A 23,663-nucleotide genomic window follows, 5' to 3' on the forward strand; every position below is an offset into this window, starting at 1 on the left:
AGTACTGAGCAAGTACCCGCTCTAACATCATTTACTAGAAACCTTTCTTTCATGCTGGCACCCCGGCAGGGGGAAGTCTTGTCCAAAATATGAAAGCAGAACATGAGCCGCAAAATTCAAATTACCAGCAAGGAAAAACGTCTTACCCTGAGCCGTCTGTCGGCCTTGACCGCGGCCGCTTTGAGCGTGGTTTTGCCCAAAGCCTTTGCCCAGGACAAGGCAAAGACCAGTCTGCGCATAGGGTATCAGAAGTATGGAACACTGACGGTGCTCAAGGGGACAGGGGCGCTGGATAAACGTCTGGCGGCGCAGGGTGTCGATGTCAAATGGACAGAGTTTCCCGCCGGCCCACAATTGCTGGAAGGCTTGAATGTAGGCAGTATCGATTTTGGTACCACAGGTGAAGCACCACCGATTTTTGCCCAGGCTGCCGGTGCAGATTTGCTGTATGTCGGCAATGAGCCGCCAGCACCAGGTGGTGAAGCTGTCATTGTGCCCAAAAATTCTCCTTTGAAATCAGCAGCAGACCTCAAGGGTAAAAAAATAGTCTTGAACAAGGGTTCCAATGTGCATTACCTGCTGGTCAAGGTGCTCGAAAAAGCAGGCCTGAATTACAAAGATGTTGAAGTTATCTTCCTGCCGCCCGCCGATGCACGCGCAGCATTTGAGCGTGGCAGTGTTGATGCCTGGGCGATCTGGGACCCTTTCCTGGCGGCGGCTGAAAAACAACTGGGGGCAAGAATACTGGTCGATGGCAAAGGTGCGGTCAGCAATCACCAGTTTTATCTGGCTGCGCGGCCCTATGCACAAAAAAGCCCTGAAGTCTTGCGCATCGTTCTTGAAGAGCTGGCCAAGGTCGATGAATGGGCAGCAAAAAACCACAAGGAAGTTGCCAGCATATTGGCCACGCAAACCGGGCTGGAAACCAGCATCGTGGAATTATCCACTTCCCGCTTTGGTTTTGGTGTCAAGCCACTGACTGAGCAAGTCATCAAGGAACAGCAAAGCATAGCGGATACCTTTGCTGACCTGAAGCTGATACCCAAGCGCATCAATATCCGCGATGCGGTATTTGCGGTCAAGACCTGAGGCTGATGATGAAATTGTCTTTCATCCGCCGCTTGTTATTGACTCTTGCTTTGAGCAGCGTACTGCCTGCCAGCAGCTTTGCAGCTGGCACTGACTTGCCCAAAGACTTACCTAAAGAATTACCCAAAGAGTTACGTATAGGTTTTCAAAAAAGCTCAGTCAACCTGACCTTGCTGAAACACAGGCAGGCGCTGGAACAGCAATTGAAAGGTGTCAAAGTCACCTGGTTTGAATTTACCGCTGGCCCGCAAATGCTGGAAGCCCTGTCAGTTGGCAGCATAGACTTTGCCACTACGGGCGAACCGCCACCTATCTTTGCCCAGTCAGCAGGCAGCAATCTGGTCTATGTCGGTGCTGAACCGGCCAAGCCAGGTGTCAGCGCGATTTTGGTGAAACCTGAGTCAAGCATACGCACGCTGGCAGATCTGAAGGGCAAGAAAATCGCCTTTCAAAAAGGTTCAAGTGCGCATTACCACGTCTTGCGCGCTGTGCAGCAAGCTGGTTTGCAATGGTCAGACATCACGCCTGTGTATCTGGCACCGGCTGATGCCAGAGCAGCTTTCGAGCGTGGCAGTGTTGATGTCTGGGCGATCTGGGACCCGTACTGGGCCGCGATTGAGCAAAGCGCAGCGCCAAGAATACTGGTGACTGGCAAGGGCCTGGTGAACAATCTGTCTCATTATTTGTCAGCACGCAGTTTTGCCGACAAATATCCAAAAGTCATACAAGTGCTGTTTGAAGAGCTGACGCGCAGCGATACCTTCGTACAAAAGAACCGCGATGAAGCTGTTGCCATCATCGCTGCCAGCACGGGCCTGGATAAACCAACCATCGCCAGTTTTCTGGAACGCAGGCCACGTTCGCCCGTCGTCTATCTGACCCAGAACATCGTCGATGAACAGCAAAGAGTGGCTGACAATTTCTATCAACAAAAACTGATACCCAAAGCAGTCAATGTGCGGGATGCAGTATGGCTGCCACCAGGCACCAAACTTTGATACGGCAAACTTTGATACGAGAAAAATACAGGAGCAAATAATGAGTTTGAATATATTCTGGTTTATTCCCACCCATGGTGATAGTCGCTATCTGGGGACGACGCATGGCGCGCGTGAAGTCAATTATGACTACCTGAAACAGATTGCGGTTGCTGCCGACACCCAGGGTTTTGACGGTGTACTCTTGCCTACGGGCCGCTCTTGCGAAGATGCCTGGGTGGTGGCCTCCAGCCTTATAGGTGCGACCAGCAAACTCAAATTTCTGGTAGCGATACGCCCTGGTTTGAGCAGCCCCGGTCTGGCAGTACGCATGGCCGCGACCTTTGACCGTTTATCCAAGGGGCGTTTGCTGATCAATATCGTCACCGGTGGTGATCAAGGGGAGCTGGAAGCCGATGGCGTATTTGCCGATCATGAAAAGCGTTACGAAATCACTGACGAATTCTTGCGCGTCTGGCGTGCGTCGCTGGCTGGAGAAGGTGGTGACGCCGGTTATGATTTCGAAGGCGAGCACATTACCGTCAAGGGTGCAAAAACCCTGTACCCGGCGATACAAAAACCTTATCCGCCGCTGTATTTCGGTGGATCTTCTGAACCGGCGCATGAACTGGCAGCAGAGCAGGTCGATGTTTACCTGACCTGGGGTGAGCCACCTGCAGCAGTAGCCGCCAAGATCGCCGACATGCGTGAGCGCGCAGCCAAACATGGCAGGACTTTGCGCTTTGGCATACGTCTGCATGTGATCGTGCGTGAGACTAACGATGAAGCCTGGAAAGCTGCAGATGACCTGATCCGCTATGTTGATGATGAAGTCATTGCCCGTGCACAAAAAGCTTTTGCCAAAATGGATTCAGTCGGCCAGCAACGCATGATCGCCCTGCATGGTGGCAAGCGCGACAAGCTGGAAGTGTCGCCTAATCTGTGGGCCGGTGTAGGCCTGGTGCGCGGTGGTGCAGGTACCGCTTTGGTCGGCGATCCTGAAACCGTGGCTGCACGTATCAAGGAATATCAGGCGCTTGGCATCGACACCTTTATTTTCTCGGGCTACCCGCATCTGGAAGAATCTTACCGTTTTTCAGAACTGGTATTCCCGCTGATAGGCAAGACCGTGCCCGGTGTTTCCACCAGCCTGACTGGCCCGTTTGGTGAAGTCATGGCCAATGGCATCGTCCCCAAGGTATCGCAAAGCTAGGGAGGCAATATGGGACCAATGATTACTGAAGTGAGTGAATTTGCTGCTACCTATGCGCAGGGTGGTTCCAGCCATGCAGCACAGTTTACCGCAAAAAAGCCAGATGTCTTTCGCCAGGTCAGCGTGCGTCTGCTGAAACGTGGTTTGCCCTGGCTGGTGCCAGTAACATTGATCCTGTTCTGGCAACTGGCAGCGCAGACTGGCTGGTTGTCCAGCCGTATCTTGCCTGAACCGCTGGCAGTAGTAAAAGCATTCTGGACTCTCGCTGTTTCCGGCGAAATCTGGGTACATGCCAAGACCAGTTTGTGGCGGGCGATATCCGGCTTTGCAGTCGGCGGTGGGCTGGGGCTGTTGCTGGGTTTGCTGACAGGCAGTTTTCGTTTTGCAGAGACCTTGCTAGACACAACGCTGCAAATGGTCAGGAATATTCCTGCGCTGGCTTTGATACCACTGGTGATCTTATGGTTTGGTATCGATGAGATGGCCAAGCTGTTCCTGGTGTCGGTGGGCGTGTTCTTCCCGGTTTATCTGAATACTTTTCATGGCATACGCACCGTCGATAAGGGTTTGATAGAAATGGCGCAAAGCTATGGCTTGTCTGGCTGGGCTTTATATCGCGATGTGATCTTGCCGGGTGCTCTGCCTTCAATACTGGTTGGCGTGCGTTTTTCACTGGGCCTGGTGTGGGTCTTGCTGATCGTTGCAGAAACCATTTCTGCCCAGGCGGGCATAGGTTATATGACCATGAATGCGCGTGAATTTTTACAAACCGATGTGGTGCTGGTCGGCATATTGTTATACGCCTTGCTGGGCAAACTGGCCGATGTGCTGTCGCGTGGGCTTGAACAGTATTGCCTGCGCTGGCATCCGGGCTATCAGGGGAGGGCAGCATGATGCGTCAATTTTCAGAGTTTTCCATCAGTGCCGTTCCAGACATCATCGCCCTGCGCGACGAACTTGATGGTGGCTGGGAGCAGACTGCCAAAGGTGAATGGTCGCCAGGGACTGAAACTGAAACTGCCCAGAACGCAGGGAGTACGTCAGCTAGCAGCGGTACCGCACTCAGTCTGCGCCTCATACAAAAATCGTATCAGGGACGGCAGGTATTGAAGTCATTGAATCTGCAGATTGCTGCAGGTGAGTTTGTCGCCATCATAGGTCGTAGCGGTTGCGGCAAGAGTACCTTGCTGCGCCTGATTGCCGGCCTGGAAAAAGCCGATAGCGGCAGCCTGGAATTTGCTGAGGGAAATGAAAAACCAGATACCAGGGTGATGTTCCAGGATTCTCGCTTGTTGCCGTGGAAGTCTGTTATTGCCAACGTGGCACTGGGTCTGGGTAGTGACAAGACCAGGGCGCGTCAGGCTTTGGAAAAGGTCGCGCTGGCCGAGCGTGCTGACGAGTGGCCATCGGTATTGTCCGGTGGCCAGCGTCAGCGTGTTGCGCTGGCAAGGGCACTGGTGCATGAACCGGCCCTGTTATTACTTGATGAACCTTTGGGCGCACTCGATGCACTGACCCGCATTGAAATGCAAAACCTGATTGAAAGCCTGTGGCAGCAGCGTGGTTTCACTGCTGTGCTGGTGACCCACGATGTACAGGAAGCCATCGCCCTGGCAGACCGTGTGATCCTGATAGAGGATGGGCAAATCACGCTGGATACCCGTATCGACTTACCCCGCCCGAGGGCGCGTGGCAATCCAAAATTTGCCGAGCTGGAAGACCGTATCTTGCAGCGCGTTTTACAAAAACCTTCAGCCGCACCAGACACCGAACTGGGTGATGTGTCGCTGTTGAGGACTGTCAGTCAGGTTGCATGGGCAATCTGATTGTTTCACTAATTTAAGGAGTTATCATGAGCATACAAGCTATCAACGTCCGTAATCAATTTCGCGGCAAAATCAAGGCCATCATCGAAGGTTCTGTCGTGTCTGAAGTCGATGTCGAGACACCCGCAGGCATCGTCACTTCTGTCATTACTACGCGCTCCATCAAAGACTTGAACCTGGTCATTGGTTCAGAAGTCGTGGCGCTGGTAAAAGCGACAGAAGTTTCTATCGCCAAGTTATAGATAGAATTTTAAGCTGAGGCAGGCATGCATTATCCCGCATTGCAAAACTACCTGAGTCGTCTGCAAAGTACGCTGGCCACCACCAATTTGTGGCTGGATGAACAAGGGCGTGCGCGCGGACGTTATTTTAATTCCACTCTGACCAGCGCCTTCCAGGCCATACGCGCTGGTGATGATGGCCGTATCGTAGCTTATGAGGCCTATGCACGCAGCTATGCCAGCGATGACCAGGGGCTGAATATCTGGAAATTGCTGGAAAACGCCGCCAATGATGATGAGTCGGTAGAGCTGGACAGGCTGTGCCGGCTCTTGCATACCCTGAATTTTTACCGGCAGCCAGAAAGTGCCAAGCTGGACTTATACCTGAGTGTGCATAGCCGCTTGCTGGCAGCGGTGGAGGGTAATCATGGCATGGCTTTCCGCCGCATTCTTGATGTGCTGGAATTGCCACATCCAGATATCGTCTTGCAACTGCCTTTGATCACACCCAGCCAGCGCTGGGTCTTGACCCACGTTGCCGAGAATTACCGGCGCAATGGTTTCCGCATAGGCTTGCATGCGGCCAGCCTGGAGCAAGCCGTTGATTTACTGGACCGCATACGGCCTTCATCCATCAAGGTTGATATCAGTCTGGCCAATGATGCAGAGGCGCAAGTGCGTTTGCTGGAGCAGGCTGACCGGGCCCAGTGCCACATTATTTTCCGCCGCATAGAAAACCAGAAGCGTCTGCAGGCATTGCGTGATGCCAACCAGACTGCCAGCCCTTATCTGTTACAGGGTTTCTTGTTTGATTTGCCCAAAGCGGCATTATTAAGCCGTGAAGAAAGCAAGCTGAGCTTCCATTACGAAGAAGAATTCAAACTCGCCTGAGATTTTTCTTCTTACAACTAATGCAGAGATCACCGATGCGATGCTGCAGCGGTGTCTCTGCGTTTTTGCACGTTCTGCATATGCAAAGCTGCAAAATGCCTTGTTCATCGTCAATCCAATGACTTTTGAATAATTTTTTGGCATTTTTGCTCATTAGCGTCTAATCTATATGCGAAAAACGTATGTAAGCATAAGAAAAAATTCGTTTTCTATATAACAAAATACTGGGAAGATTGCTCATCGATAGTCATATCTGTAATAAAGGCTAAGCATGGCGCAGTTTTTAGGATCAAATAAAAAGGCAAGACGGGTGATGCCCGGCTTTCAGCTTTCTCTGGGTTTTACCCTGTTTTATCTGGGCTTGATTGTCCTGATACCGCTTTCTGCCGTGTTTCTGAAAACCTTCACCATGACCTGGGAAGCCTTTTGGAATACCGTCACTTCTGACCGTGTGATGGCATCTTACCGCCTGACTTTTGGTGCGTCCCTGCTAGGTGCGCTGATCAATGTCTTCTTTGGCGGCATCGTCGCTTGGGTTTTGGTGCGCTACAAGTTCCCTGGCAAGCGCCTCATTGATGCTTTGGTTGATTTGCCATTTGCTCTGCCCACCGCTGTTGCGGGCATTACGCTGGCAACCCTGTATGCGCCAAATGGCTGGATAGGCAAATTGCTGACACCGTTGGGCATCAAGGTTGCCTACACGCCTCTCGGTATTTTGATTGCCCTGACATTCATCGGCCTGCCTTTCGTGGTGCGCACAGTTCAGCCTGTACTGGAAGAAGCCGAAAAAGAACTGGAAGAAGCAGCCGTCAGTCTGGGTGCCAGCCACCTGCAAACTTTCTTGCGTGTGATCTTGCCCAGTATCTTGCCTGCCTTGCTGACTGGCTTTGCACTCGCCTTTGCCCGCGCCACCGGTGAATATGGCTCAGTGATTTTTATCGCTGGCAACATGCCCATGATTTCTGAAATTACGCCGCTATTCATGATTACCAAACTCGAACAATATGATTATGCCGGGGCGACGGCAATCGCCGTGGTCATGCTGCTGCTGTCTTTCACCTTGTTGCTGGCGATTAATGCGTTGCAAGCCTGGACGCGCAGCCGCCAAAACGCAGGGAGGGATTGATAATGACGACAGCCGCCATTAATACGCCGGTCAAGACACCCGTCAAGGCGCCCATCACTGCACGCAGGCATGAACCTGTGATTACACCAGCGGCAACGCTGGAACCGTTGTGGGTACGAATAGTTTTGACCGTGACTGCATTGCTGTTCCTGACCCTGTTTTTATTCATTCCACTTGCAGCCGTTTTTGCTGAAGCACTGAAAAAAGGCTGGGAAGTTTACCTGGCAGCGATAGTAGAAGCAGATGCCTTGTCAGCCATTAAACTGACCCTGATAGCTGCAGGCATAGCCGTGCCGTTGAACCTGGTGTTTGGTGTGGCAGCAGCCTGGACTATCGCCAAGTTTGAATTCCGTGGCAAGAATGTCTTGCTGACGTTGATTGATTTGCCGTTTTCAGTGTCTCCCGTGATCTCCGGTCTGATCTATGTGTTGCTGTTTGGTGCACAGGGCTGGTTTGGTGAATGGCTGCGTGATCATGAAATCAAGATTTTGTTTGCCGTACCCGGCATCGTGCTGGCAACCATCTTCGTTACTTTTCCATTCGTCGCCCGTGAATTGATACCGCTGATGCAGGCGCAGGGTAGCGAAGAAGAAGAGGCTGCATTGGTGCTCGGCGCATCTGGCTGGAAGACTTTCTGGTACGTGACTTTGCCGAATATCAAATGGGGTTTGCTGTATGGCGTGATCCTGTGTAATGCACGTGCCATGGGCGAGTTTGGTGCAGTATCGGTAGTGTCTGGCCATATCCGTGGCGAGACCAACACCATGCCGCTACAAGTCGAAATTTTATATAACGAGTACAACTTCACCGCCGCCTTTGCTGTCGCGTCACTGCTGACCTTGCTGGCCTTGTTGACACTCGCGCTGAAAACATTAGTCGAATGGCGTACCAATGAAAACCGCCAGTTGCCACAAGAATAAAGAGAGAAGGGGTTCACCGTGAGTATCGCTGTTAATCAATTACAAAAACGCTTTGGTAGTTTTACCGCACTGGACAATGTCTCGCTGGATTTTCCGAATGGTGAACTGACCGCCTTGCTGGGGCCATCAGGCTGCGGCAAGACTACGCTGCTGCGCATCATCGCCGGTCTGGAATATGCCGACAGTGGCCAGGTTTTGCTCGACGGACAAGATGCCTCTGCCCAGCATGTGCGTGAACGTCAGGTTGGCTTTGTGTTCCAGCACTATGCCTTGTTCAAACATATGACGATTTTTGAAAACATCGCTTTTGGCTTGCGTGTCAAACCGCGTCATCTGCGTCCTTCAGAAAGCGAGATCAAGGAAAAAGTTACCAAGCTGCTTGAGTTAGTGCAACTCGATTGGCTGGCCGACCGTTATCCACCGCAATTGTCAGGTGGCCAGCGTCAGCGCATTGCGCTGGCACGTGCATTGGCAGTAGAACCGCGCGTGCTTTTGCTGGACGAGCCTTTCGGTGCGCTGGATGCCAAGGTGCGCAAGGAATTGCGCCGCTGGTTGCGTCGCCTGCATGATGAATTGCATGTCACCAGTATTTTCGTCACGCATGACCAGGAAGAAGCGCTGGAAGTGGCTGACAAGATTGTTCTGATGAACCATGGCAAGGTCGAGCAGGTTGGTGCACCGGCTGAGGTATATCACCATCCGGCTACGCCTTTTGTATATGGCTTCCTCGGTAATGTGAACTTGTTCCGTGGCCGTATCCATGAAGGCATACTTGATGCCGGTGGTGTGCCTTTTGAAGCCCCTGGCCATGCCGAAACCCGTGACGCTTTTGGTACCGGTTATGTGCGCCCGCATGAACTTGAAATAGACCGTTATTCGCCCGGTGCAGCAGGTCTCAATGTGCAACTGCGCCGCGTCCACAGTATAGGCCCGCTGGCCCAGCTGGAACTGGAAAGAGATGACAACGGCGAACTGGTCGAAGCCATGATTTCTACAGAACGCTATGAACAACTGAAACTCAAAGTCGGTGAAGCTCTGGTAGTGCGCCCTAAACGCCTGCATGTCTTTGTCGATACCCAATAAATAGTAGATACGAAATAATAAATAAAAATAAGGCGCCTTATGAATTTCCAACAATTACGCTCCATCCGTGAAGCTTCACGCCGCGGTTACAACCTGACTGAAGTGGCAAATGTGCTGTTCACTTCCCAGCCCGGCGTCAGCCGCCAGATCCGTGAACTGGAAGAAGAACTCGGCGTCGATATTTTCGAACGCAATGGCAAGCGCCTGACTGGCCTGACAGAGCCGGGCAAGGACATATTGCCCATCATAGAAAGATTGCTGCTGGAAGCAGAAAACCTGCGCCAGGCTGGCGAGGACTATTCTGACCAGTCCAAGGGCACGCTGACGATAGCCACTACCCATACCCAGGCGCGCTATGTGTTGCCCAAGGTGGTGCAAGGTTTCCGCCAGGCTTTCCCGGACGTGCGCATCGCCTTGCAACAAAGTTCACCAGAACATATTGCTGAATGGGTATTGTCTGGCAAGGCGGATATCGGTATTGCTACTGAAGGTCTGTCACAGTTCAAGGACCTGGCCTCTTTCGCCTGCTATGAATGGAATCACGTTGTCGTCGTACCAGAAGGCCATGCTTTGCTGGAGAAGGGTGAACTGACACTGGAAGATCTGGCGAATTATCCACTGATCACCTATGACGTTGGTTTTACTGGCCGTGGTCATATCGACGATGCTTTCCGCCTGGCAGGTTTGCGTACTGACATTGTTCTGACAGCCATGGATTCTGACGTTATCCAGCAATATGTGGCCCTGGGTCTTGGTGTGGGTCTGGTGGCATCGATGGCGATAGAAGTGCAACGTGCCCATGGTTTGAGGACGATTTCTGCCAGTCATTTGTTTGCATCGAATGTGACACGTCTGGCGGTACGCCGTGGTGCTTATCTGCGCGCTTATACCTACGAATTCATACAACAGTTTGCGCCTAACCTGGATAGGGATGAGGTGCGACAAGCAGTCAGTGAAAATGAAGTAGTCTAGTAAATGCATGCTTTTTGTTGCGTGGACGCTTAAATTTTAAGCAATTCAGGCGCTGTCGTGAAGGTGTCACATCTCTCTGGTAAAATTAGGCAAATTATTCTAATTTCCGCAATTTTTATCAGAGGTTGACCATGCTTTACCCTGAATTGTTTAAGTCTTTGGAGCAAGTGCGCTGGAATATGGAGTCAGACATCCCCTGGGATAAATATGACGCCAGCAAACTGACGCCTGAGCAGGCGCAAACCATCAAGATGAATGCCATCACTGAATGGTCTGCGCTGCCAGCGACAGAAATGTTCTTGCGTGATAACCGTGGCGACAGTGATTTTTGCGCCTTTATGTCCATCTGGTTTTTTGAAGAACAAAAACATTCCCTGGTCTTGATGGAATACCTGCGCCGCTTCCATCCTGAACTGGTGCCAACAGAAAAAGAACTCGACAATGTACGTTTCGAGTTTGACCCAGCACCACCGCTGGAAACCCTGATGCTGCACTTTTGCGGTGAAATACGCCTGAACCACTGGTATCGCTGTGCATCTGACTGGCATACCGAACCTGTCATCAAGCATATCTACAAAATCATCAGCCAGGATGAAGCACGCCACGGCGGTGCTTATCTGCGCTACATGAAAAAATCCCTGGCTGAAGTCGGCGATGTGGCCCGTGCCGCGTTTTCCAAGATCGGTGTCCTGATGGCGTCCGCCAGGCGTACAGAAAAACCTTTGCACCCGACCAATTTGCATGTCAACCAGGCATTGTTCCCGAACGACACCATACAGTCGCGCCTGCCTGATCCTGACTGGCTGGAGCGCTGGCTCGATGGCCAGATCAAGTTTGATGGCGTATGGGAAAAGAAAGTCGTTGATCGCATCCTGCACAATATGTCATTGCTGTTCGAGCGTACTTTTGAAACCGTGCAAGATTTAAATCGCTATCGCAAGGAAGTTGCACAGAGGCTGGTTATTTTGCCTGGCAGCTTGCCTAGTGCTGCATAAATCTGGTTTGAGCATGTACAATCGCCGCTAATCATTAGCGGCGTTTTTGTTTATAAATTCAAGACCGTTCAATACAGGGACGCAAAGGGGCATAGAGGAAAATCGCGTGGTTTTCCGTAGGTTGGGCTACGATTTACCAGCCCAACACTGTGCCTTTGATAAACGAATACGTTATTTATATGCCGAGTGTTGGGCTGATGAAACGTAGCCCAACCTACGAATTACAAACATTTGCGTTTATGTACTCTTGTACTTCTCTATGCCTTTCTCAGTGTCCCCGTGCCTCTGTGGTGAGTGGTTTTTCAAAAAAATATTGAACTATTTCTATGCCAGAATTCGAAAAAAAACTCACTACCCGCGAGCAATTGGCGGAACGTGTACGCGAGCTACCCAAACCCGTGGTCATGACCAACGGCGTATTCGATATCCTGCACCGCGGTCACGTCAGCTATCTCGCCGATGCACGCGAATTTGGTGCTTCGCTGGTGGTGGCGGTGAATACTGATGCCTCGGTCAAGCGACTGGGTAAGGGCGATGACCGGCCCGTCAATACCTGTGCAGACCGCATGGCGGTGCTGGCAGCGCTGGAGTCTGTCAGCCTGGTGGTGGAATTTGATGAAGATACCGCTTTGCAGGCAGTGCTGGCAGCGCATCCTGACGTGTATGTCAAAGGCGGCGATTATGATATGACAGCCATACCCGAAGGTCAGGCAGTGCTGGCATATGGTGGTACGGTGGCAGCGATCGATTTTGAGCATGACCGTTCGACCAGCAAATTGCTGGCCAAAGTGCGTTCAGGCAGTTAAATCTTTTTGTTGCTGGAGCAGGGTTTCAAATTCTTCTGGGGGCACGGGTTTCGAGAATAAATAGCCTTGCGCAAAGTCGCAGCCTGCCTGTTTCAGCAAGTCATGCTGTTGTTGCGTCTCCACCCCTTCGGCGATGACCTTCAAGTCCAGCTTGTGCGCCATCATGATGATGGCTTCAGACAGGGCAATATCACTGGCATCTGTTGCCAGGTTACGGATGAAGGACTGGTCTATCTTGAGATAGTCGATATCGAATTTCTTCAGGTAGGATAGTGAAGAATAACCGGTACCAAAATCATCGAGCGCGACCTGTATCCCGGCATCGCGGAACTGCAAGAGTTTGCTGGTGATTTTTTGGCTGGCATCGAGCAATAAGCCTTCGGTAATTTCTACGCTGATTGCCTGACCAGGCAGGTTTTGTAGCGCCAGCTCATGTATCCAGTTGATATAGCGTTCCTGGTCACCCTGGAATTCCATCGGTGACTGGTTGATGCTGATCTGGAAGTCGGGGCGATACAGCTCGCGCCATTTTTTGACCCAGCGCAGCGCCTCGCGGAATACCAGGTCGCCGATGGCAATGATCAGGCCGCTGGTTTCTGCAATGGGGATGAATTCCATAGGGCTGATGAAGCCTTGCTGTGCATGTGGCCAGCGCACCAAGGCTTCGGCTTTTTGTATTTTCCCGCTATGGATATCGACGATGGGCTGGAAATAAACACGCAGGCTGCCATCGGCAATCGCGGCACGCAAATCATTGGTCATGCGCAAACGTGCCAGCGCCGCAGTTTGCAGGCCGGGTGTGAAATAGCTGAAGCGATTCCGGCCCTGCGCCTTGGCAGCATACATAGCCTGGTCGGCATGTTTGATGAGGTCATCCAGATTGTCGGCATCGCGCGGGTAAATGGTGATGCCCACGCTGGCAGACAAATAGATTTCTTCGCCCGCCAGCTGGAAGGGCGTGGACATGCTGCGTATGATGTTTTGCGCTATTGTCTCGGCGCGGTTTTGCTCATGCATCTCCGGTAATGAAACGGTGAATTCATCACCACCGAGGCGGGCCACGGTATCACTCTCCCTGACGCAATGGCGCAGGCGGTGCGCCGCTTCTATCAACAAGGCATCGCCTGTCGCATGGCCCAAGGTATCGTTGACCTCCTTGAAAAAATCCAGGTCAATGAACAGCACGGCCAGCGGCAGTTCATGGCGCTTGCTGAGCTTGATGTCGTGGTCCAGCCTGTCATAAAACATGCGCCGGTTCGGCAGGCCAGTCAGCGTATCGATATTTGCCTGCTGCCAGATCAGGGCCTCGGTTTTTTTCTTTTCGGTGATATCAAGCACCGTGCCCAGCATGCGCTGTGCCCGGCCATCCCTGTTCCATTCCACGACGGCACCGACGGACAATATCCATGCCCATTCGCCACTGGCTTTCTTTTGCCGGAATTCGACGCGATATTCATCGCTTTTGCCTTCCAGATGTTCCCTGAAAGCACGCGCTGCGAGGGGGAAGTCTTCGGGATGCACGCGGGCCGCCCAGTTTTTTTTATTTTCCTGGAAACCCTCATGTGCATGGCCAAGCATCAAGGCATATTCCGGGCTGACGATGGCGTCCCCGGTTTGTACATTCAAATCATATAAACCCTGATGCGTGGCCGATAAAGCCATACGCAGGCGTTCCTCGCTTTCCCGTAAAGCGACTTCAGCCTGCTTTCTTTCAGAAATGTCGGTGTGAGTACCGACCATGCGTGTCGGTCTGCCCTGGCTGTCGCGCTGTATGACAGTGCCGCGTGTCAGTATCCATTTCCAGCGGCCATCCTTGCATTGGACGCGATGCTCATTGATATAAATCGCGGTCTTGCCATCAAAGTGAGCCTGCCTGTCCAGGTACATTTGCTTCAGGTCGTCAGGATGGGTGCGTCTATCCAGTTCTTCAGACAAATCTTCTATTTCATCTTTTTCATAGCCATAGATTTCACGCAGGCGGTCCGACAATATCTCTATACCGGTTTGCGGATACCAGTCCCAGACACCATCACCCGAACCTTCCAGCGCCAGTTGCCAGCGCTCTTCGTGCAGGTGCAATTGCTCTTCGCTTTGCTTGCGCTGGCTGATATCAATAATCATGGCATAGCAGCCCTTGACCCTACCATCATGGTCAAATACAGGAAAGACTTGGGCTGAGATATTGCGGGCACCACCGTGCAGATAGGGCACGGTGGTTTCGTAGGCGACGCTTTCTCCTGACAGCGCAAGCTTTACCTGAGGGAGTACATGTTGAAAAGCTTCTTCCCCTATGACCTCTGCCATGTGCTTGTTAATGACCGCAGAGCGGGGTATGCCAAACCAGTCTATATACACGTGGTTGATGAATTGATAATGGTAATTGGCATCGACATAAGAAATGCAGACGGGCAGGGCATCAATCAAATGCCGCAGTTGCTGAAGATTGTCTTCAAATTGCTCAATTCCCGAATTTTGCACGATCTTGTCCTGGCCTTGGGTCCATGCCCTGGTTGGGGCGCCCAATTATCATTGTCTGGAATCTGCTTTCCTGTAAGCATGCTAAAGGATTCCATGGAAAATGCAGTAAATTTCAAAATGAGTGTGGTAATTTGGATAATTGACCTGCGGCAATAATGTGGCAATAACGCAGCATTAATGGAGTAGTAAAGCAGCAATAACAGTGCTGGTCTAGTATCAACTGCCGCCTGCAAAACCATTTTGACGCCAGGCCTCATATACCACCACTGCTACCGTGTTGGATAAATTCAGGCTGCGGTTATCTGGTCGCATAGGCAGACGTATGCGCTGGCTGGCCGGAAAGGACTCGCGCAATTCAGGTGCCAGGCCACGGGTTTCTGCACCAAATACAAAATAGTCACCGGGCTGGAAGGCCAGATTGGCGAAAGCTGTAGAGCCGTGGGTGGTCATGGCAAACATGCGGCTGCTGTCGGGCTGCTCGCTGGCAAGAAACGCTGCCCAGTTCTTATGCACTTTCATGGTCGCATAATCATGGTAATCAAGACCGGCGCGTTTCATCTTGCTATCGTCCAGAGGGAAGCCCAGTGGCTCTATCAAATGCAGTTGTACCCCTGTGTTGGCGCACAGGCGGATGATGTTGCCAGTATTTGGCGGTATTTCTGGTTCAACCAGGACGACGTGAAACAAGGTGATTCCTTAGTGAATATGGGGAAGGGTGCGGGCAAAAACATAAGCTGTCACTTTGGCGGCACCGTAACGTTTCAGCATTGTAGCGATTTCATGCAGGGTCATGCCAGTAGTCATGACATCATCGACTATACCCACATGTGCGCCGCGCAGACTTTCTTGCTGGCTTTCATCGACACAGAAGGCATTTTTGACATTGCGTGCCCTTGCAGCATTTGGCAAGCTGCTTTGCATCGCAGTGTTCCTGCTGCGTTGCAGGAGATGCATGTTGGCCGCTATGCCCAGATGCTTTGCCAGCGGCCGGGTAATTTCCCAGGCCTGGTTGAAGCCGCGCTCCGCCAGCCTGTCTTTACCCAGTGGCACGGCACACAGCAGATCTGGCAATTCATGGCCTTGCTGTTGCATGATGCTATCCCTGAGCATGCGGGCGAACCAGGGCGCCAGCGCCAGTTGATGGGCGAACTTCAAAGACAGTACCAGCTGATCCTGAGGGGCGGCATAATCGCAGACACTTAATGTCCTGTCAAAAGCCGGTGGATTGCTGAGACAATCTCCACAGCGTGGACTGGCACTGGCGGGCGGCAGGGGCAGGGCACATTGCAGACACCTGGTCTGCCCGGTCTGGAAATAGCGGGCATGGCATGCGCGGCAAACCACATCGCTGCTGTCCAGGCGGCACAGGGCGCAGGAATTTGGTATCAGGGCAGCGATGCCTTTTTTCCAGGTAGTTTGCCATCTCATTTGCCAGCTTCTTTTGAGTTTGTCAGTGATCATGGGCACATCAGTATACAAGCGTGTAAACTGCCAGCTTGAAAAAAAACGTAATTCATTATCATTTTGCCTATGTTGAGTGCTCCTATCAATCTGCAACTGGTGCGCCGCCTGTTTGCCGATGCGACAAAAATCCGCCCTTCCGACTTTTTGCGTCGCGAAATAGCCACGCGCATGCGTGAAAAACTGGAGCTGGTCAAAATCCAGCCCGCAGCCTTGCTGGATGCCGGTTGTGGCGAGTCAGATGATATCGCTGAATTGCAAAAAAACTATCCTGCGGCCCTGGCGTATGGTGTTGATGCATCTTTGTCCATGCTGGAGGCCGGCAGGGACAAGCATCTGGCAGCCAAGAGCGCTGTCGGACGTCTGTTATCAAAATGGACGCCCGCGGCCTTGCGCCAGGAGGCCAGTCAGTATTTGCTGTGCGCAGACTTTGCCCGCCTGCCTATGGCAAATACCAGCGTCGATCTGATCTGGTCGAATCTGGCATTGCACTGGCATCCCCAGCCTGACCTGGTGTTCGCCGAATGGCGCAGGGTCTTGCGCACGGATGGCTTGCTGATGTTTTCCTGCTTTGGCCCGGATACCCTGATGGAATTGCGCCAGGCCTTTGCCGAAGTGGACGATTTGCCACACGTACTCCCCTTTGTTGACATGCATGATTTTGGCGATATGCTGGTAAATGCGGGGTTTTCCACGCCAGTCATGGATATGGAAAAAATCACGCTGACCTATGGCAGTGCCAATAAATTATTGGAGGATGTGCGTGCGCTTGGTGGCAATCCGTTGATGACGCGCAGGCAAGCCTTGCTGGGCCGCAAAGCCCATGCGCGCTTGCTGGCGGCGCTGGACAAGCGCAAAGATGCCGATGGACGCATAGCCGTGACGCTGGAAGTGGTATACGGCCATGCTTTCCGTCCGGTGAACCGCAAAACTGCTGCCGGTGAATCCATAGTCCGTTTTGACTTGCCTAAAAAACCAACTTAATCCAGATCAATAAATCAAGAAAAACTGTAAAATTTCTTCATAAATCGTTGTTACATTTGAGCGAAATCATAGATGGCGCTCATGTATTCTGCTTGATATCACCCTGCTTTACGCCTTATACTCTCGCAGTTGTGGAAGTTGCCGGTACGCATTTGAAAATATTTTGAATTTGTGTCCCTGGCGCTCTGTTAAAAGAATTCTAATCGGGTTTTGGGGAAATTCATGAAACATGCTAAGCGATTAAAGTCGTTCATGCTGGGTGCCTCGCTCTTGGCTGCTAGTCTGCCAACGTGGGCGGTGGTTAATGGTCCAGTAGTGGATATGAAGGGCGGTCCGGCAGTCAAGCAGTTAAACCTGCAGCAACCAGTTACAAGAATTGCCCAAGATATTTACGACATCCATAACCTGATGCTGTATATCTGCCTGGCCATTTTTGTGGCGGTTTTCGGGGTGATGTTTTACTCCATCGTAATGCACCGCAAGTCTGTTGGCCATAAGCCTGCCACTTTCCATGAAAGTACAACAGTAGAAATACTGTGGACTATCGTGCCTTTCATTATCGTTATCGGCATGGCTTTGCCAGCAACAAAAACTGTTGTTGCAATGAAAGACACCTCGAACGCCGACATCACCATTAAAGCTACGGGTATGCAATGGAAATGGGGCTATGACTACCTGAAGGGCGAAGGCGAAGGCATTTCCTTCCTGTCCACACTGGCTACTCCCCGTACCCAGGTTGGTGCGCCTGGCGTAGAACCAACAGAAAAACGCGGCGACAATTACCTCATCGAAGTCGATAATGAAGTCGTGGTTCCGGTCAACAAAAAAGTCCGCATTATTACCACTGCAAATGACGTTATCCATGCCTGGACTATCCCTGCCTTTGGCGTGAAACAGGATGCGATTCCTGGTTTTGTCCGTGATACCTGGTTCAAGGCTGAAAAAATCGGTACTTACCGTGGTCAGTGCGTAGAGCTGTGCGGTAAAGAACATGCTTTCATGCCTATCGTTGTCAATGTCGTTTCTGACGATGACTACAAAAAATGGGTAGATACCAAGAAAAAAGAAATGGCTGCCAAGGCAGACGACCCAAGCAAGGTCTGGACTGTCGATGAGCTGAAACAACGTGGCGAAAAAGTCTATGCAGCAAACTGTGTGGCTTGCCATCAGGCTACCGGCAAGGGTGTACCAGGTGCTTTCCCTGCACTGGATGGTTCCGCTGTCGTGACTGGTCCTAAAGCAGCTCAAATCGGTATTTTGCTGAATGGTAAGGGTGGCATGCCAGCCTGGAAGGCTACTTTGTCTGATACAGAAATTGCTGCGGTAATCACTTACACACGCAATAACTGGTCTAACAAGGCTGCTGAAAACATCGTCCAACCAGCTGAAGTTTTGGCTGCGCGTAAGTAATAACAGGAAGAACAGGAGAAAAGATGAGCACTACTACAGCTGATCACGCTCACGATCACTCTCACGACCACGCGCATGACCATCCTCATGGTTGGCAGCGCTGGTTGTTTGCAACCAACCATAAAGATATCGGTAGCCTGTATCTGTGGTTCGCTTTCACGATGTTGCTGGCCGGTGGCGTCATGGCCCTCGGTATCCGCAGTGAATTATTCCAGCCTGGCCTGCAACTCATGCAACCGGAATTCTTTAACCAGTTGACTACCATGCATGGTCTGGTCATGGTTTTCGGCGCGATCATGCCAGCTTTCGTTGGTTTCGCTAACTGGATGATCCCTCTGCAAATCGGCGCGTCCGATATGGCATTTGCCCGTATGAACAACTTCTCGTTCTGGCTCATGCCTCCGGCAGCCTTGTTGCTGATGGGTTCCTTCCTGGCACCTGGTGGCGCAACTGCTGCTGGCTGGACGCTGTATGCACCATTGTCCACACAAATGGGCCCAGGCATGGACATGGCGATTTTCGCTGTCCACATCATGGGTGCGTCTTCCATCATGGGTTCCATCAACATCATCACCACCATCCTGAACATGCGCGCTCCTGGCATGACATTGATGAAGATGCCGATGTTCTGCTGGACATGGTTGATTACTGCTTACCTGCTGATCGCCGTTATGCCAGTTCTGGCCGGTGCGATCACGATGACACTGACTGACCGTCATTTTGGTACATCCTTCTTTAATGCAGCTGGCGGCGGCGACCCTGTCATGTATCAGCACATTTTCTGGTTCTTCGGACATCCAGAGGTGTACATCATGATTTTGCCAGCCTTCGGTATCGTTTCCCAGATCGTTCCTGCATTTGCCCGCAAGCCTTTGTTTGGTTATGCATCGATGGTGTATGCAACAGCATCCATCGCGATCCTGTCCTTCATCGTCTGGGCGCATCACATGTTCACAACCGGTATGCCAGTGACGGCACAGTTGTTCTTCATGTATGCCACCATGCTGATCTCGGTACCTACCGGCGTGAAAGTGTTTAACTGGGTTGCGACGATGTGGAAAGGCTCGATGACTTTCGAGACGCCTATGTTGTTTGCCGTCGGCTTTATCTTCGTGTTCACCATGGGTGGCTTTACTGGCCTGATCCTGGCGGTGACACCGATTGATATCCAGTTGCAAGATACTTACTACGTGGTTGCCCACTTCCACTATGTGTTGGTGGCTGGTTCTCTGTTTGCCTTGTTCGCCGGTTACTACTACTGGGGTCCAAAATGGACAGGTTTCATGTACAACGAAACACGCGGCAAAATCCACTTCTGGGGTTCGCTGATTTTGTTCAACGTGACCTTCTTCCCTATGCACTTCCTGGGTCTGGCCGGTATGCCACGTCGTTATGCCGACTACCCTGCGCAATTTACTGATTTCAATCAGGTTGCCACTATCGGTGCGTTTGGTTTCGGTTTGATGCAGGTATATTTCATCCTGGCAGTTGTGATCCCGTCCATCAAGGGCGGCATACCAGCAGCAGCGAAACCATGGGATGGTGCTGAAGGCCTGGAATGGACAGTGCCTAGCCCTGCGCCTTTCCATACTTTTGAAGAACCACCAGAATTCAAATAATGTAATGCGGCTGAGGCTTGCTCCGGTTCTGCCGGAGCAAGACAAAAAATGAGTAATCGAAAAAAACCGAATAACTTGCGAACTGCCATCATTTTGTTTTCTGTGGCGCTGGTGTTCTTTGCCGGTGTCTTCATCAAGCAAACCTGGCTACGCTGATAGGATAGCTTCATGTCGCAAGAAGAATCCGGTGTTGCTGGCAAGAACAAGCTGAATGCGAAAATGCTGGGCAAGTTGCTGGTGATTGCCTTGATGATGTTTGGATTTGGTTATGCTTTGGTACCCATCTACAAACAGATTTGTGAATTAACGGGTGTAAATATTTTGACGCCCAAGGATATCTCGGTCAAAGAAATATCCAATTCCCAGATCGACAGAAGCCGTGAAGTGACGGTGGAGTTTGATGCAAATACGCAAGGCCCGTGGCGTTTTCGTCCTACCGTGGCGAGCATGAAAGTGCACCCCGGTGAAATGACACAAATCGTTTATGAAGTAGTCAACAAGCAGTCTTATAAAATGGATGCGCAGGCGATACCAAGCTACGCACCACAACAGGCTGGCAATTACTTTAAAAAGATGGAATGCTTTTGTTTCAAGCAGCAGACTCTGGGGCCAAATGAAGCAAGGCAAATGCCGGTAGTGTTTTATCTGGACCCGGCCTTGCCTAAAGATGTGAAGACGATTACCTTGTCTTATACTTTCTTTGAAGTAGGTGTCAAGCCACAGGCCGCAACTGCTGCATCTGCTGTATCTGGCGAAGGACAGGGCAAGTCATGACAGATTTAAAAGACGCAAGCAAGCGCAAGGCTTCGTTTTTGGCAACGATGAAAGCTGTATTCTGGTCGTTTTTGGGGATACGCAAGAAAACTGATTATGAGCAGGATGCAGCGCAGTTGAATCCTGTTCACGTGATTATTGCCGGCATCATAGGTGCGCTGATCTTTATTTCAGTGCTGATCATGATAGTCAGACATGTAGTCGCAAAATAACAATTCAAGTAGTACATTAAATTGCATCGGGAGATGGAAATGAGTTCTCAACACGCTAATGCGCCATACTATTTTGTGCCTGGCCCATCCAAATGGCCAGTACTGGGTGGCACCACCTTATTGCTGACCATGATAGGTGCTTCTGCCTGGGTTAATGGTCTGGCCTGGGGTTCTTACCTGAACTTTGCCGGTATTATCCTGACACTGGTGGTCTTGTATAAATGGTTTGGTGATGCGATTGCTGAATCTGAAGGTGGTAAATACAGCGCCCGTATCGATGTCTCCTTCCGCTGGAGCATGAGTTGGTTCATCTTCTCTGAAGTGATGTTCTTTGCAGCCTTCTTTGGCGCATTGTTCTATGCACGTACTATCTCAATGCCATGGCTTGCTGATTTTGATCACAAAGTCCTGTGGCCTGATTTTGCTGCGAACTGGGGTAATGTAGGCCCGGCTGGCACAGTTGAAGCCTTCAAGACCATGGGTCCTTTCCCTATCCCTACGATCAATACAGCCTTGTTGCTGACTTCCGGCGTGACGCTGACGATCTCTCACCACGCCCTGCGTGAAGGTCATCGTGCCAAGACGGCCATCTGGTTGTTTGCCACAGTCTTGCTGGGTGCGGTGTTCATGGGCTTCCAGGCTTACGAGTACATGCATGCGTATAGCGAACTGAACCTGAAACTGACTTCCGGTATCTATGGTTCCACTTTCTTCATGCTGACCGGTTTCCACGGCTTCCATGTGACCATGGGTGCGATCATGCTGTCGGTTGTCCTGTATCGTGTCATGAAAGGCCATTTCACACCTGAACACCACTTCGCCTTTGAAGGCGCTGCCTGGTACTGGCACTTTGTCGACGTGGTCTGGCTGGGTCTGTACGTGGTTGTTTACTGGCTGTAAGCAAGCTTTAGTAGCAAAAAATAGCGTAAAAAAAGCCGCACAGTTAGTGCGGCTTTTTTACATATATGGAATTGTCTGAATAGCTGGTGGTACTGAAACAAGTCCGTCACTAAAATTCTGGCTGGATTTACCTGATACCGGTAGGTTGTATCAGGCCAAAATGATTGGCCAGCAGGATCAGCAAAAACAGCGTGATAGAAAAACCTACCCGAAATGCCAGTGCCTTGACCGTGCGATTGCTTTTCCCCTTGTCCTTCATCAGATAAACCAGGGCAGACCCCAGGCTGAACAGGATAAGGAAAAAAGCGATGGCGACAAGAATTTTCATACTCGGTTATTGTTGGTGCTTTTGATTGATCGACTCTTGCATTGTAATGCCTTAATACCTGAATGCCTATTTCCTTCCGTTTCCGCCTGATCCCGTTTATTGCCTGCCTGCTGCTGGCCAGCCTGGGCATCGCTTTGGCGCAATGGCAGACGCGCAGGGCAGAAGAAAAAGAAACGCTGGCAGCGCAAATGGCCGAGCGCCAGCATTTGCCTGCACTGATGCTGAATGCGCAAACGCCGCCCGGACAGTTGCAGGCGTTTCGCAAGCTGCAAGTCAGTGGACAATTCATACGCGAATGGCCCTTGTATTTAGATAACCGCCCACTGCAGGGAAAAGCTGGTTTGTATGTGTTGATGCCTTTCAAGCTGGCCGATAGCAGCAAATATGTCTTGATCGCCCGTGGCTGGCACCCGCGCGATGCACGTGACCGTATGCATATGCCGGATATTCCTGCCGCAGGTGGCCAGGTCGTGCTGGAAGGCATGCTCAGGGACAGGCTGGAGCGGGTAATGCAACTCGGCCAGGCCGAAGTGGTCAAACCGGGCAGCCTCTTGCAAAATATCGATGTGGAAGCATTGGCAAAACAGACGCGCTGGGATTTTTATCCCTTTGTGCTGGAACAAACTTCCTTGGAAAACGATGGCCTCTCGCGTGAATGGCCCATGCCTTCGGCAGGTGCTGGCAAGCACAGGGGCTATGCCTTTCAATGGTATGCGCTGGCTCTGATGGCTTTCTTATTTTTTGTTGTTACTGGATTTCGTCGTGGAAAAAACTGAAAAGCAAAAGTCGCGTGGTCGCTGGAAATTATTGATGGTGCTGGCAGTCTGTGCTGCCCCCATGGTTTTCTCCTATCTGGCCTACTATGTCATCAAACCTGAAGGCCGCACCAATTACGGCACCATTCTTGACCCACGCAACTACCCCATGCCCAAACTGGCCGGGCATCTGCTGGGCGCTGCGGCGACTGATCCCGTGATTGGGCTGGAAGCCTATAAAGGCAAGTGGCTGATGCTGCAGGTAGATAGCGGTGCCTGCGCTGAGGCTTGCCAGAAGAGAATGTATGACATCCGCCAGTTGCGTACCGCCCAGGGCAAGGAAATGGACAGGATAGAACGCGTCTGGCTGATCACCGACGATGCTCCCATCGATACCATGTTGATACGCCAGCATGACGGTGCCCGCATGCTGAAGGTCGATGCTGCCGCCCTCAAGGCCTGGTTGCCGACTGAAAGCGACACACAGATCAGCGATCATATTTACCTGATCGATCCACTCGGCAATCTGATGATGCGGTATCAAAAAAATGCAGATGCAAACAAGATTAAAAAAGACCTCAGCAAATTATTGCGTGCGTCAGCGATAGGTTAAACAATAGGTT

The 23,663-nt window shown here is 51.4% G+C and carries 26 protein-coding genes; 22 read left to right on the forward strand and 4 right to left on the reverse strand.

Going from position 1 to position 23,663, the window contains the following annotated elements; genetic code table 11:
- The first annotated feature begins 102 nt into the window (after positions 1 to 102).
- The 13 genes from ACO0LL_RS07330 (at position 103) to rfaE2 (ending at position 12,119) form a co-directional block, all read left to right on the forward strand.
- Entirely contained in the window at positions 103 to 1,089 is a 987-nt protein-coding gene (locus ACO0LL_RS07330) for a sulfonate ABC transporter substrate-binding protein (protein WP_422950232.1), read from the forward strand.
- Between the two features lie 8 nt (positions 1,090 to 1,097).
- The gene (locus ACO0LL_RS07335; protein WP_422950233.1) at positions 1,098 to 2,087 is read left to right on the forward strand and encodes a sulfonate ABC transporter substrate-binding protein; all 990 of its coding nucleotides are present in this window, start codon (positions 1,098 to 1,100) and stop codon (positions 2,085 to 2,087) included.
- Between the two features lie 46 nt (positions 2,088 to 2,133).
- Complete coding sequence (gene ssuD / locus ACO0LL_RS07340) at positions 2,134 to 3,279, forward strand: FMNH2-dependent alkanesulfonate monooxygenase (RefSeq protein ID WP_422950356.1); 1,146 nt, start codon at positions 2,134 to 2,136, stop codon at positions 3,277 to 3,279.
- A gap of 9 nt (positions 3,280 to 3,288) precedes the next feature.
- The gene (ssuC, locus tag ACO0LL_RS07345) at positions 3,289 to 4,173 is read left to right on the forward strand and encodes an aliphatic sulfonate ABC transporter permease SsuC (protein WP_422950234.1); all 885 of its coding nucleotides are present in this window, start codon (positions 3,289 to 3,291) and stop codon (positions 4,171 to 4,173) included.
- Positions 4,170 to 5,105, forward strand: coding sequence for an ATP-binding cassette domain-containing protein (locus tag ACO0LL_RS07350; RefSeq protein ID WP_422950235.1), 936 nt, complete (start codon positions 4,170 to 4,172; stop codon positions 5,103 to 5,105). Before ssuC ends, ACO0LL_RS07350 begins: the two co-directional genes overlap by 4 nt.
- A gap of 26 nt (positions 5,106 to 5,131) precedes the next feature.
- The gene (locus ACO0LL_RS07355) at positions 5,132 to 5,347 is read left to right on the forward strand and encodes a TOBE domain-containing protein (RefSeq protein ID WP_110256421.1); all 216 of its coding nucleotides are present in this window, start codon (positions 5,132 to 5,134) and stop codon (positions 5,345 to 5,347) included.
- 24 nt (positions 5,348 to 5,371) lie between these two features.
- A complete protein-coding gene (locus ACO0LL_RS07360) occupies positions 5,372 to 6,217 on the forward strand; it encodes an EAL domain-containing protein (RefSeq protein ID WP_422950236.1) in 846 nt (281 codons plus the stop codon).
- A 271-nt stretch (positions 6,218 to 6,488) separates the two neighbouring features.
- Positions 6,489 to 7,343 carry a sulfate ABC transporter permease subunit CysT gene (cysT, locus tag ACO0LL_RS07365; protein ID WP_422950237.1) on the forward strand — a complete coding sequence of 285 codons (855 nt, stop codon included), beginning with the start codon at positions 6,489 to 6,491 and terminating at the stop codon, positions 7,341 to 7,343.
- Positions 7,344 to 7,345: 2 nt separating this feature from the next.
- Entirely contained in the window at positions 7,346 to 8,263 is a 918-nt protein-coding gene (gene cysW, locus ACO0LL_RS07370) for a sulfate ABC transporter permease subunit CysW (RefSeq protein ID WP_422950238.1), read from the forward strand.
- 18 nt (positions 8,264 to 8,281) lie between these two features.
- On the forward strand, positions 8,282 to 9,346 hold the full coding sequence (locus tag ACO0LL_RS07375; RefSeq protein WP_422950239.1) for a sulfate/molybdate ABC transporter ATP-binding protein: 1,065 nt from the start codon (positions 8,282 to 8,284) through the stop codon (positions 9,344 to 9,346).
- Positions 9,347 to 9,385: 39 nt separating this feature from the next.
- Positions 9,386 to 10,318: a CysB family HTH-type transcriptional regulator gene (locus ACO0LL_RS07380; protein WP_422950240.1), complete on the forward strand. Its 933-nt coding sequence runs from the start codon at positions 9,386 to 9,388 to the stop codon at positions 10,316 to 10,318.
- A gap of 131 nt (positions 10,319 to 10,449) precedes the next feature.
- A complete protein-coding gene (locus tag ACO0LL_RS07385) occupies positions 10,450 to 11,313 on the forward strand; it encodes a ferritin-like domain-containing protein (RefSeq protein ID WP_162043560.1) in 864 nt (287 codons plus the stop codon).
- Positions 11,314 to 11,639: 326 nt separating this feature from the next.
- Positions 11,640 to 12,119 (forward strand): D-glycero-beta-D-manno-heptose 1-phosphate adenylyltransferase, encoded by a 480-nt coding sequence (gene rfaE2, locus ACO0LL_RS07390; RefSeq protein ID WP_422950241.1) that lies wholly within the window; start codon positions 11,640 to 11,642, stop codon positions 12,117 to 12,119.
- On the opposite strand, the gene ACO0LL_RS07395 is transcribed toward rfaE2, so the two are convergent.
- From ACO0LL_RS07395 to ACO0LL_RS07405, 3 genes are all read right to left on the reverse strand, one after another.
- Positions 12,108 to 14,597 (reverse strand): sensor domain-containing protein, encoded by a 2,490-nt coding sequence (locus ACO0LL_RS07395; RefSeq protein WP_422950242.1) that lies wholly within the window; start codon positions 14,595 to 14,597, stop codon positions 12,108 to 12,110. The two genes, rfaE2 and ACO0LL_RS07395, sit on opposite strands and share 12 nt — an antisense overlap.
- A 216-nt stretch (positions 14,598 to 14,813) precedes the next feature.
- Positions 14,814 to 15,284, reverse strand: a complete 471-nt coding sequence (gene trmL, locus ACO0LL_RS07400; RefSeq protein WP_422950243.1) for a tRNA (uridine(34)/cytosine(34)/5-carboxymethylaminomethyluridine(34)-2'-O)-methyltransferase TrmL — start codon at positions 15,282 to 15,284, stop codon at positions 14,814 to 14,816.
- 9 nt (positions 15,285 to 15,293) lie between these two features.
- Positions 15,294 to 16,025, reverse strand: a complete 732-nt coding sequence (locus ACO0LL_RS07405) for a phosphoribosyltransferase family protein (RefSeq protein WP_422950244.1) — start codon at positions 16,023 to 16,025, stop codon at positions 15,294 to 15,296.
- Positions 16,026 to 16,127: 102 nt separating this feature from the next.
- Between ACO0LL_RS07405 and ACO0LL_RS07410 the strand changes: the two genes are divergently transcribed.
- The 7 genes from ACO0LL_RS07410 (at position 16,128) to ACO0LL_RS07440 (ending at position 21,957) form a co-directional block, all read left to right on the forward strand.
- Positions 16,128 to 17,042 (forward strand): methyltransferase domain-containing protein, encoded by a 915-nt coding sequence (locus ACO0LL_RS07410; protein ID WP_422950245.1) that lies wholly within the window; start codon positions 16,128 to 16,130, stop codon positions 17,040 to 17,042.
- A gap of 222 nt (positions 17,043 to 17,264) precedes the next feature.
- Positions 17,265 to 18,452 carry a cytochrome c oxidase subunit II gene (coxB, locus tag ACO0LL_RS07415; protein WP_422950246.1) on the forward strand — a complete coding sequence of 396 codons (1,188 nt, stop codon included), beginning with the start codon at positions 17,265 to 17,267 and terminating at the stop codon, positions 18,450 to 18,452.
- Between the two features lie 23 nt (positions 18,453 to 18,475).
- Positions 18,476 to 20,071 carry a cytochrome c oxidase subunit I gene (ctaD, locus tag ACO0LL_RS07420; protein ID WP_422950247.1) on the forward strand — a complete coding sequence of 532 codons (1,596 nt, stop codon included), beginning with the start codon at positions 18,476 to 18,478 and terminating at the stop codon, positions 20,069 to 20,071.
- Positions 20,072 to 20,119: 48 nt separating this feature from the next.
- Positions 20,120 to 20,227, forward strand: coding sequence for a cytochrome oxidase small assembly protein (locus tag ACO0LL_RS07425; RefSeq protein WP_232063105.1), 108 nt, complete (start codon positions 20,120 to 20,122; stop codon positions 20,225 to 20,227).
- 12 nt (positions 20,228 to 20,239) lie between these two features.
- On the forward strand, positions 20,240 to 20,845 hold the full coding sequence (locus tag ACO0LL_RS07430) for a cytochrome c oxidase assembly protein (protein WP_422950248.1): 606 nt from the start codon (positions 20,240 to 20,242) through the stop codon (positions 20,843 to 20,845).
- Positions 20,842 to 21,057, forward strand: coding sequence for a DUF2970 domain-containing protein (locus tag ACO0LL_RS07435; RefSeq protein ID WP_422950249.1), 216 nt, complete (start codon positions 20,842 to 20,844; stop codon positions 21,055 to 21,057). The genes ACO0LL_RS07430 and ACO0LL_RS07435 overlap by 4 nt, the downstream gene beginning before the upstream one ends.
- A 39-nt stretch (positions 21,058 to 21,096) precedes the next feature.
- Positions 21,097 to 21,957 carry a cytochrome c oxidase subunit 3 gene (locus ACO0LL_RS07440; RefSeq protein ID WP_422950250.1) on the forward strand — a complete coding sequence of 287 codons (861 nt, stop codon included), beginning with the start codon at positions 21,097 to 21,099 and terminating at the stop codon, positions 21,955 to 21,957.
- 127 nt (positions 21,958 to 22,084) lie between these two features.
- Here ACO0LL_RS07440 and ACO0LL_RS07445 read toward each other — a convergent pair whose 3' ends face one another.
- Positions 22,085 to 22,285 (reverse strand): twin transmembrane helix small protein, encoded by a 201-nt coding sequence (locus ACO0LL_RS07445; RefSeq protein ID WP_110256438.1) that lies wholly within the window; start codon positions 22,283 to 22,285, stop codon positions 22,085 to 22,087.
- Between the two features lie 62 nt (positions 22,286 to 22,347).
- Between ACO0LL_RS07445 and ACO0LL_RS07450 the strand changes: the two genes are divergently transcribed.
- On the forward strand, positions 22,348 to 23,061 hold the full coding sequence (locus ACO0LL_RS07450; RefSeq protein ID WP_422950251.1) for an SURF1 family protein: 714 nt from the start codon (positions 22,348 to 22,350) through the stop codon (positions 23,059 to 23,061).
- A gap of 34 nt (positions 23,062 to 23,095) precedes the next feature.
- Entirely contained in the window at positions 23,096 to 23,653 is a 558-nt protein-coding gene (locus ACO0LL_RS07455; RefSeq protein ID WP_422950357.1) for an SCO family protein, read from the forward strand.
- Positions 23,654 to 23,663 lie beyond the last annotated feature (10 nt).

Source organism: Undibacterium sp. TC4M20W (genome assembly GCF_049340245.1).
Lineage (GTDB): Bacteria > Pseudomonadota > Gammaproteobacteria > Burkholderiales > Burkholderiaceae_D > Undibacterium.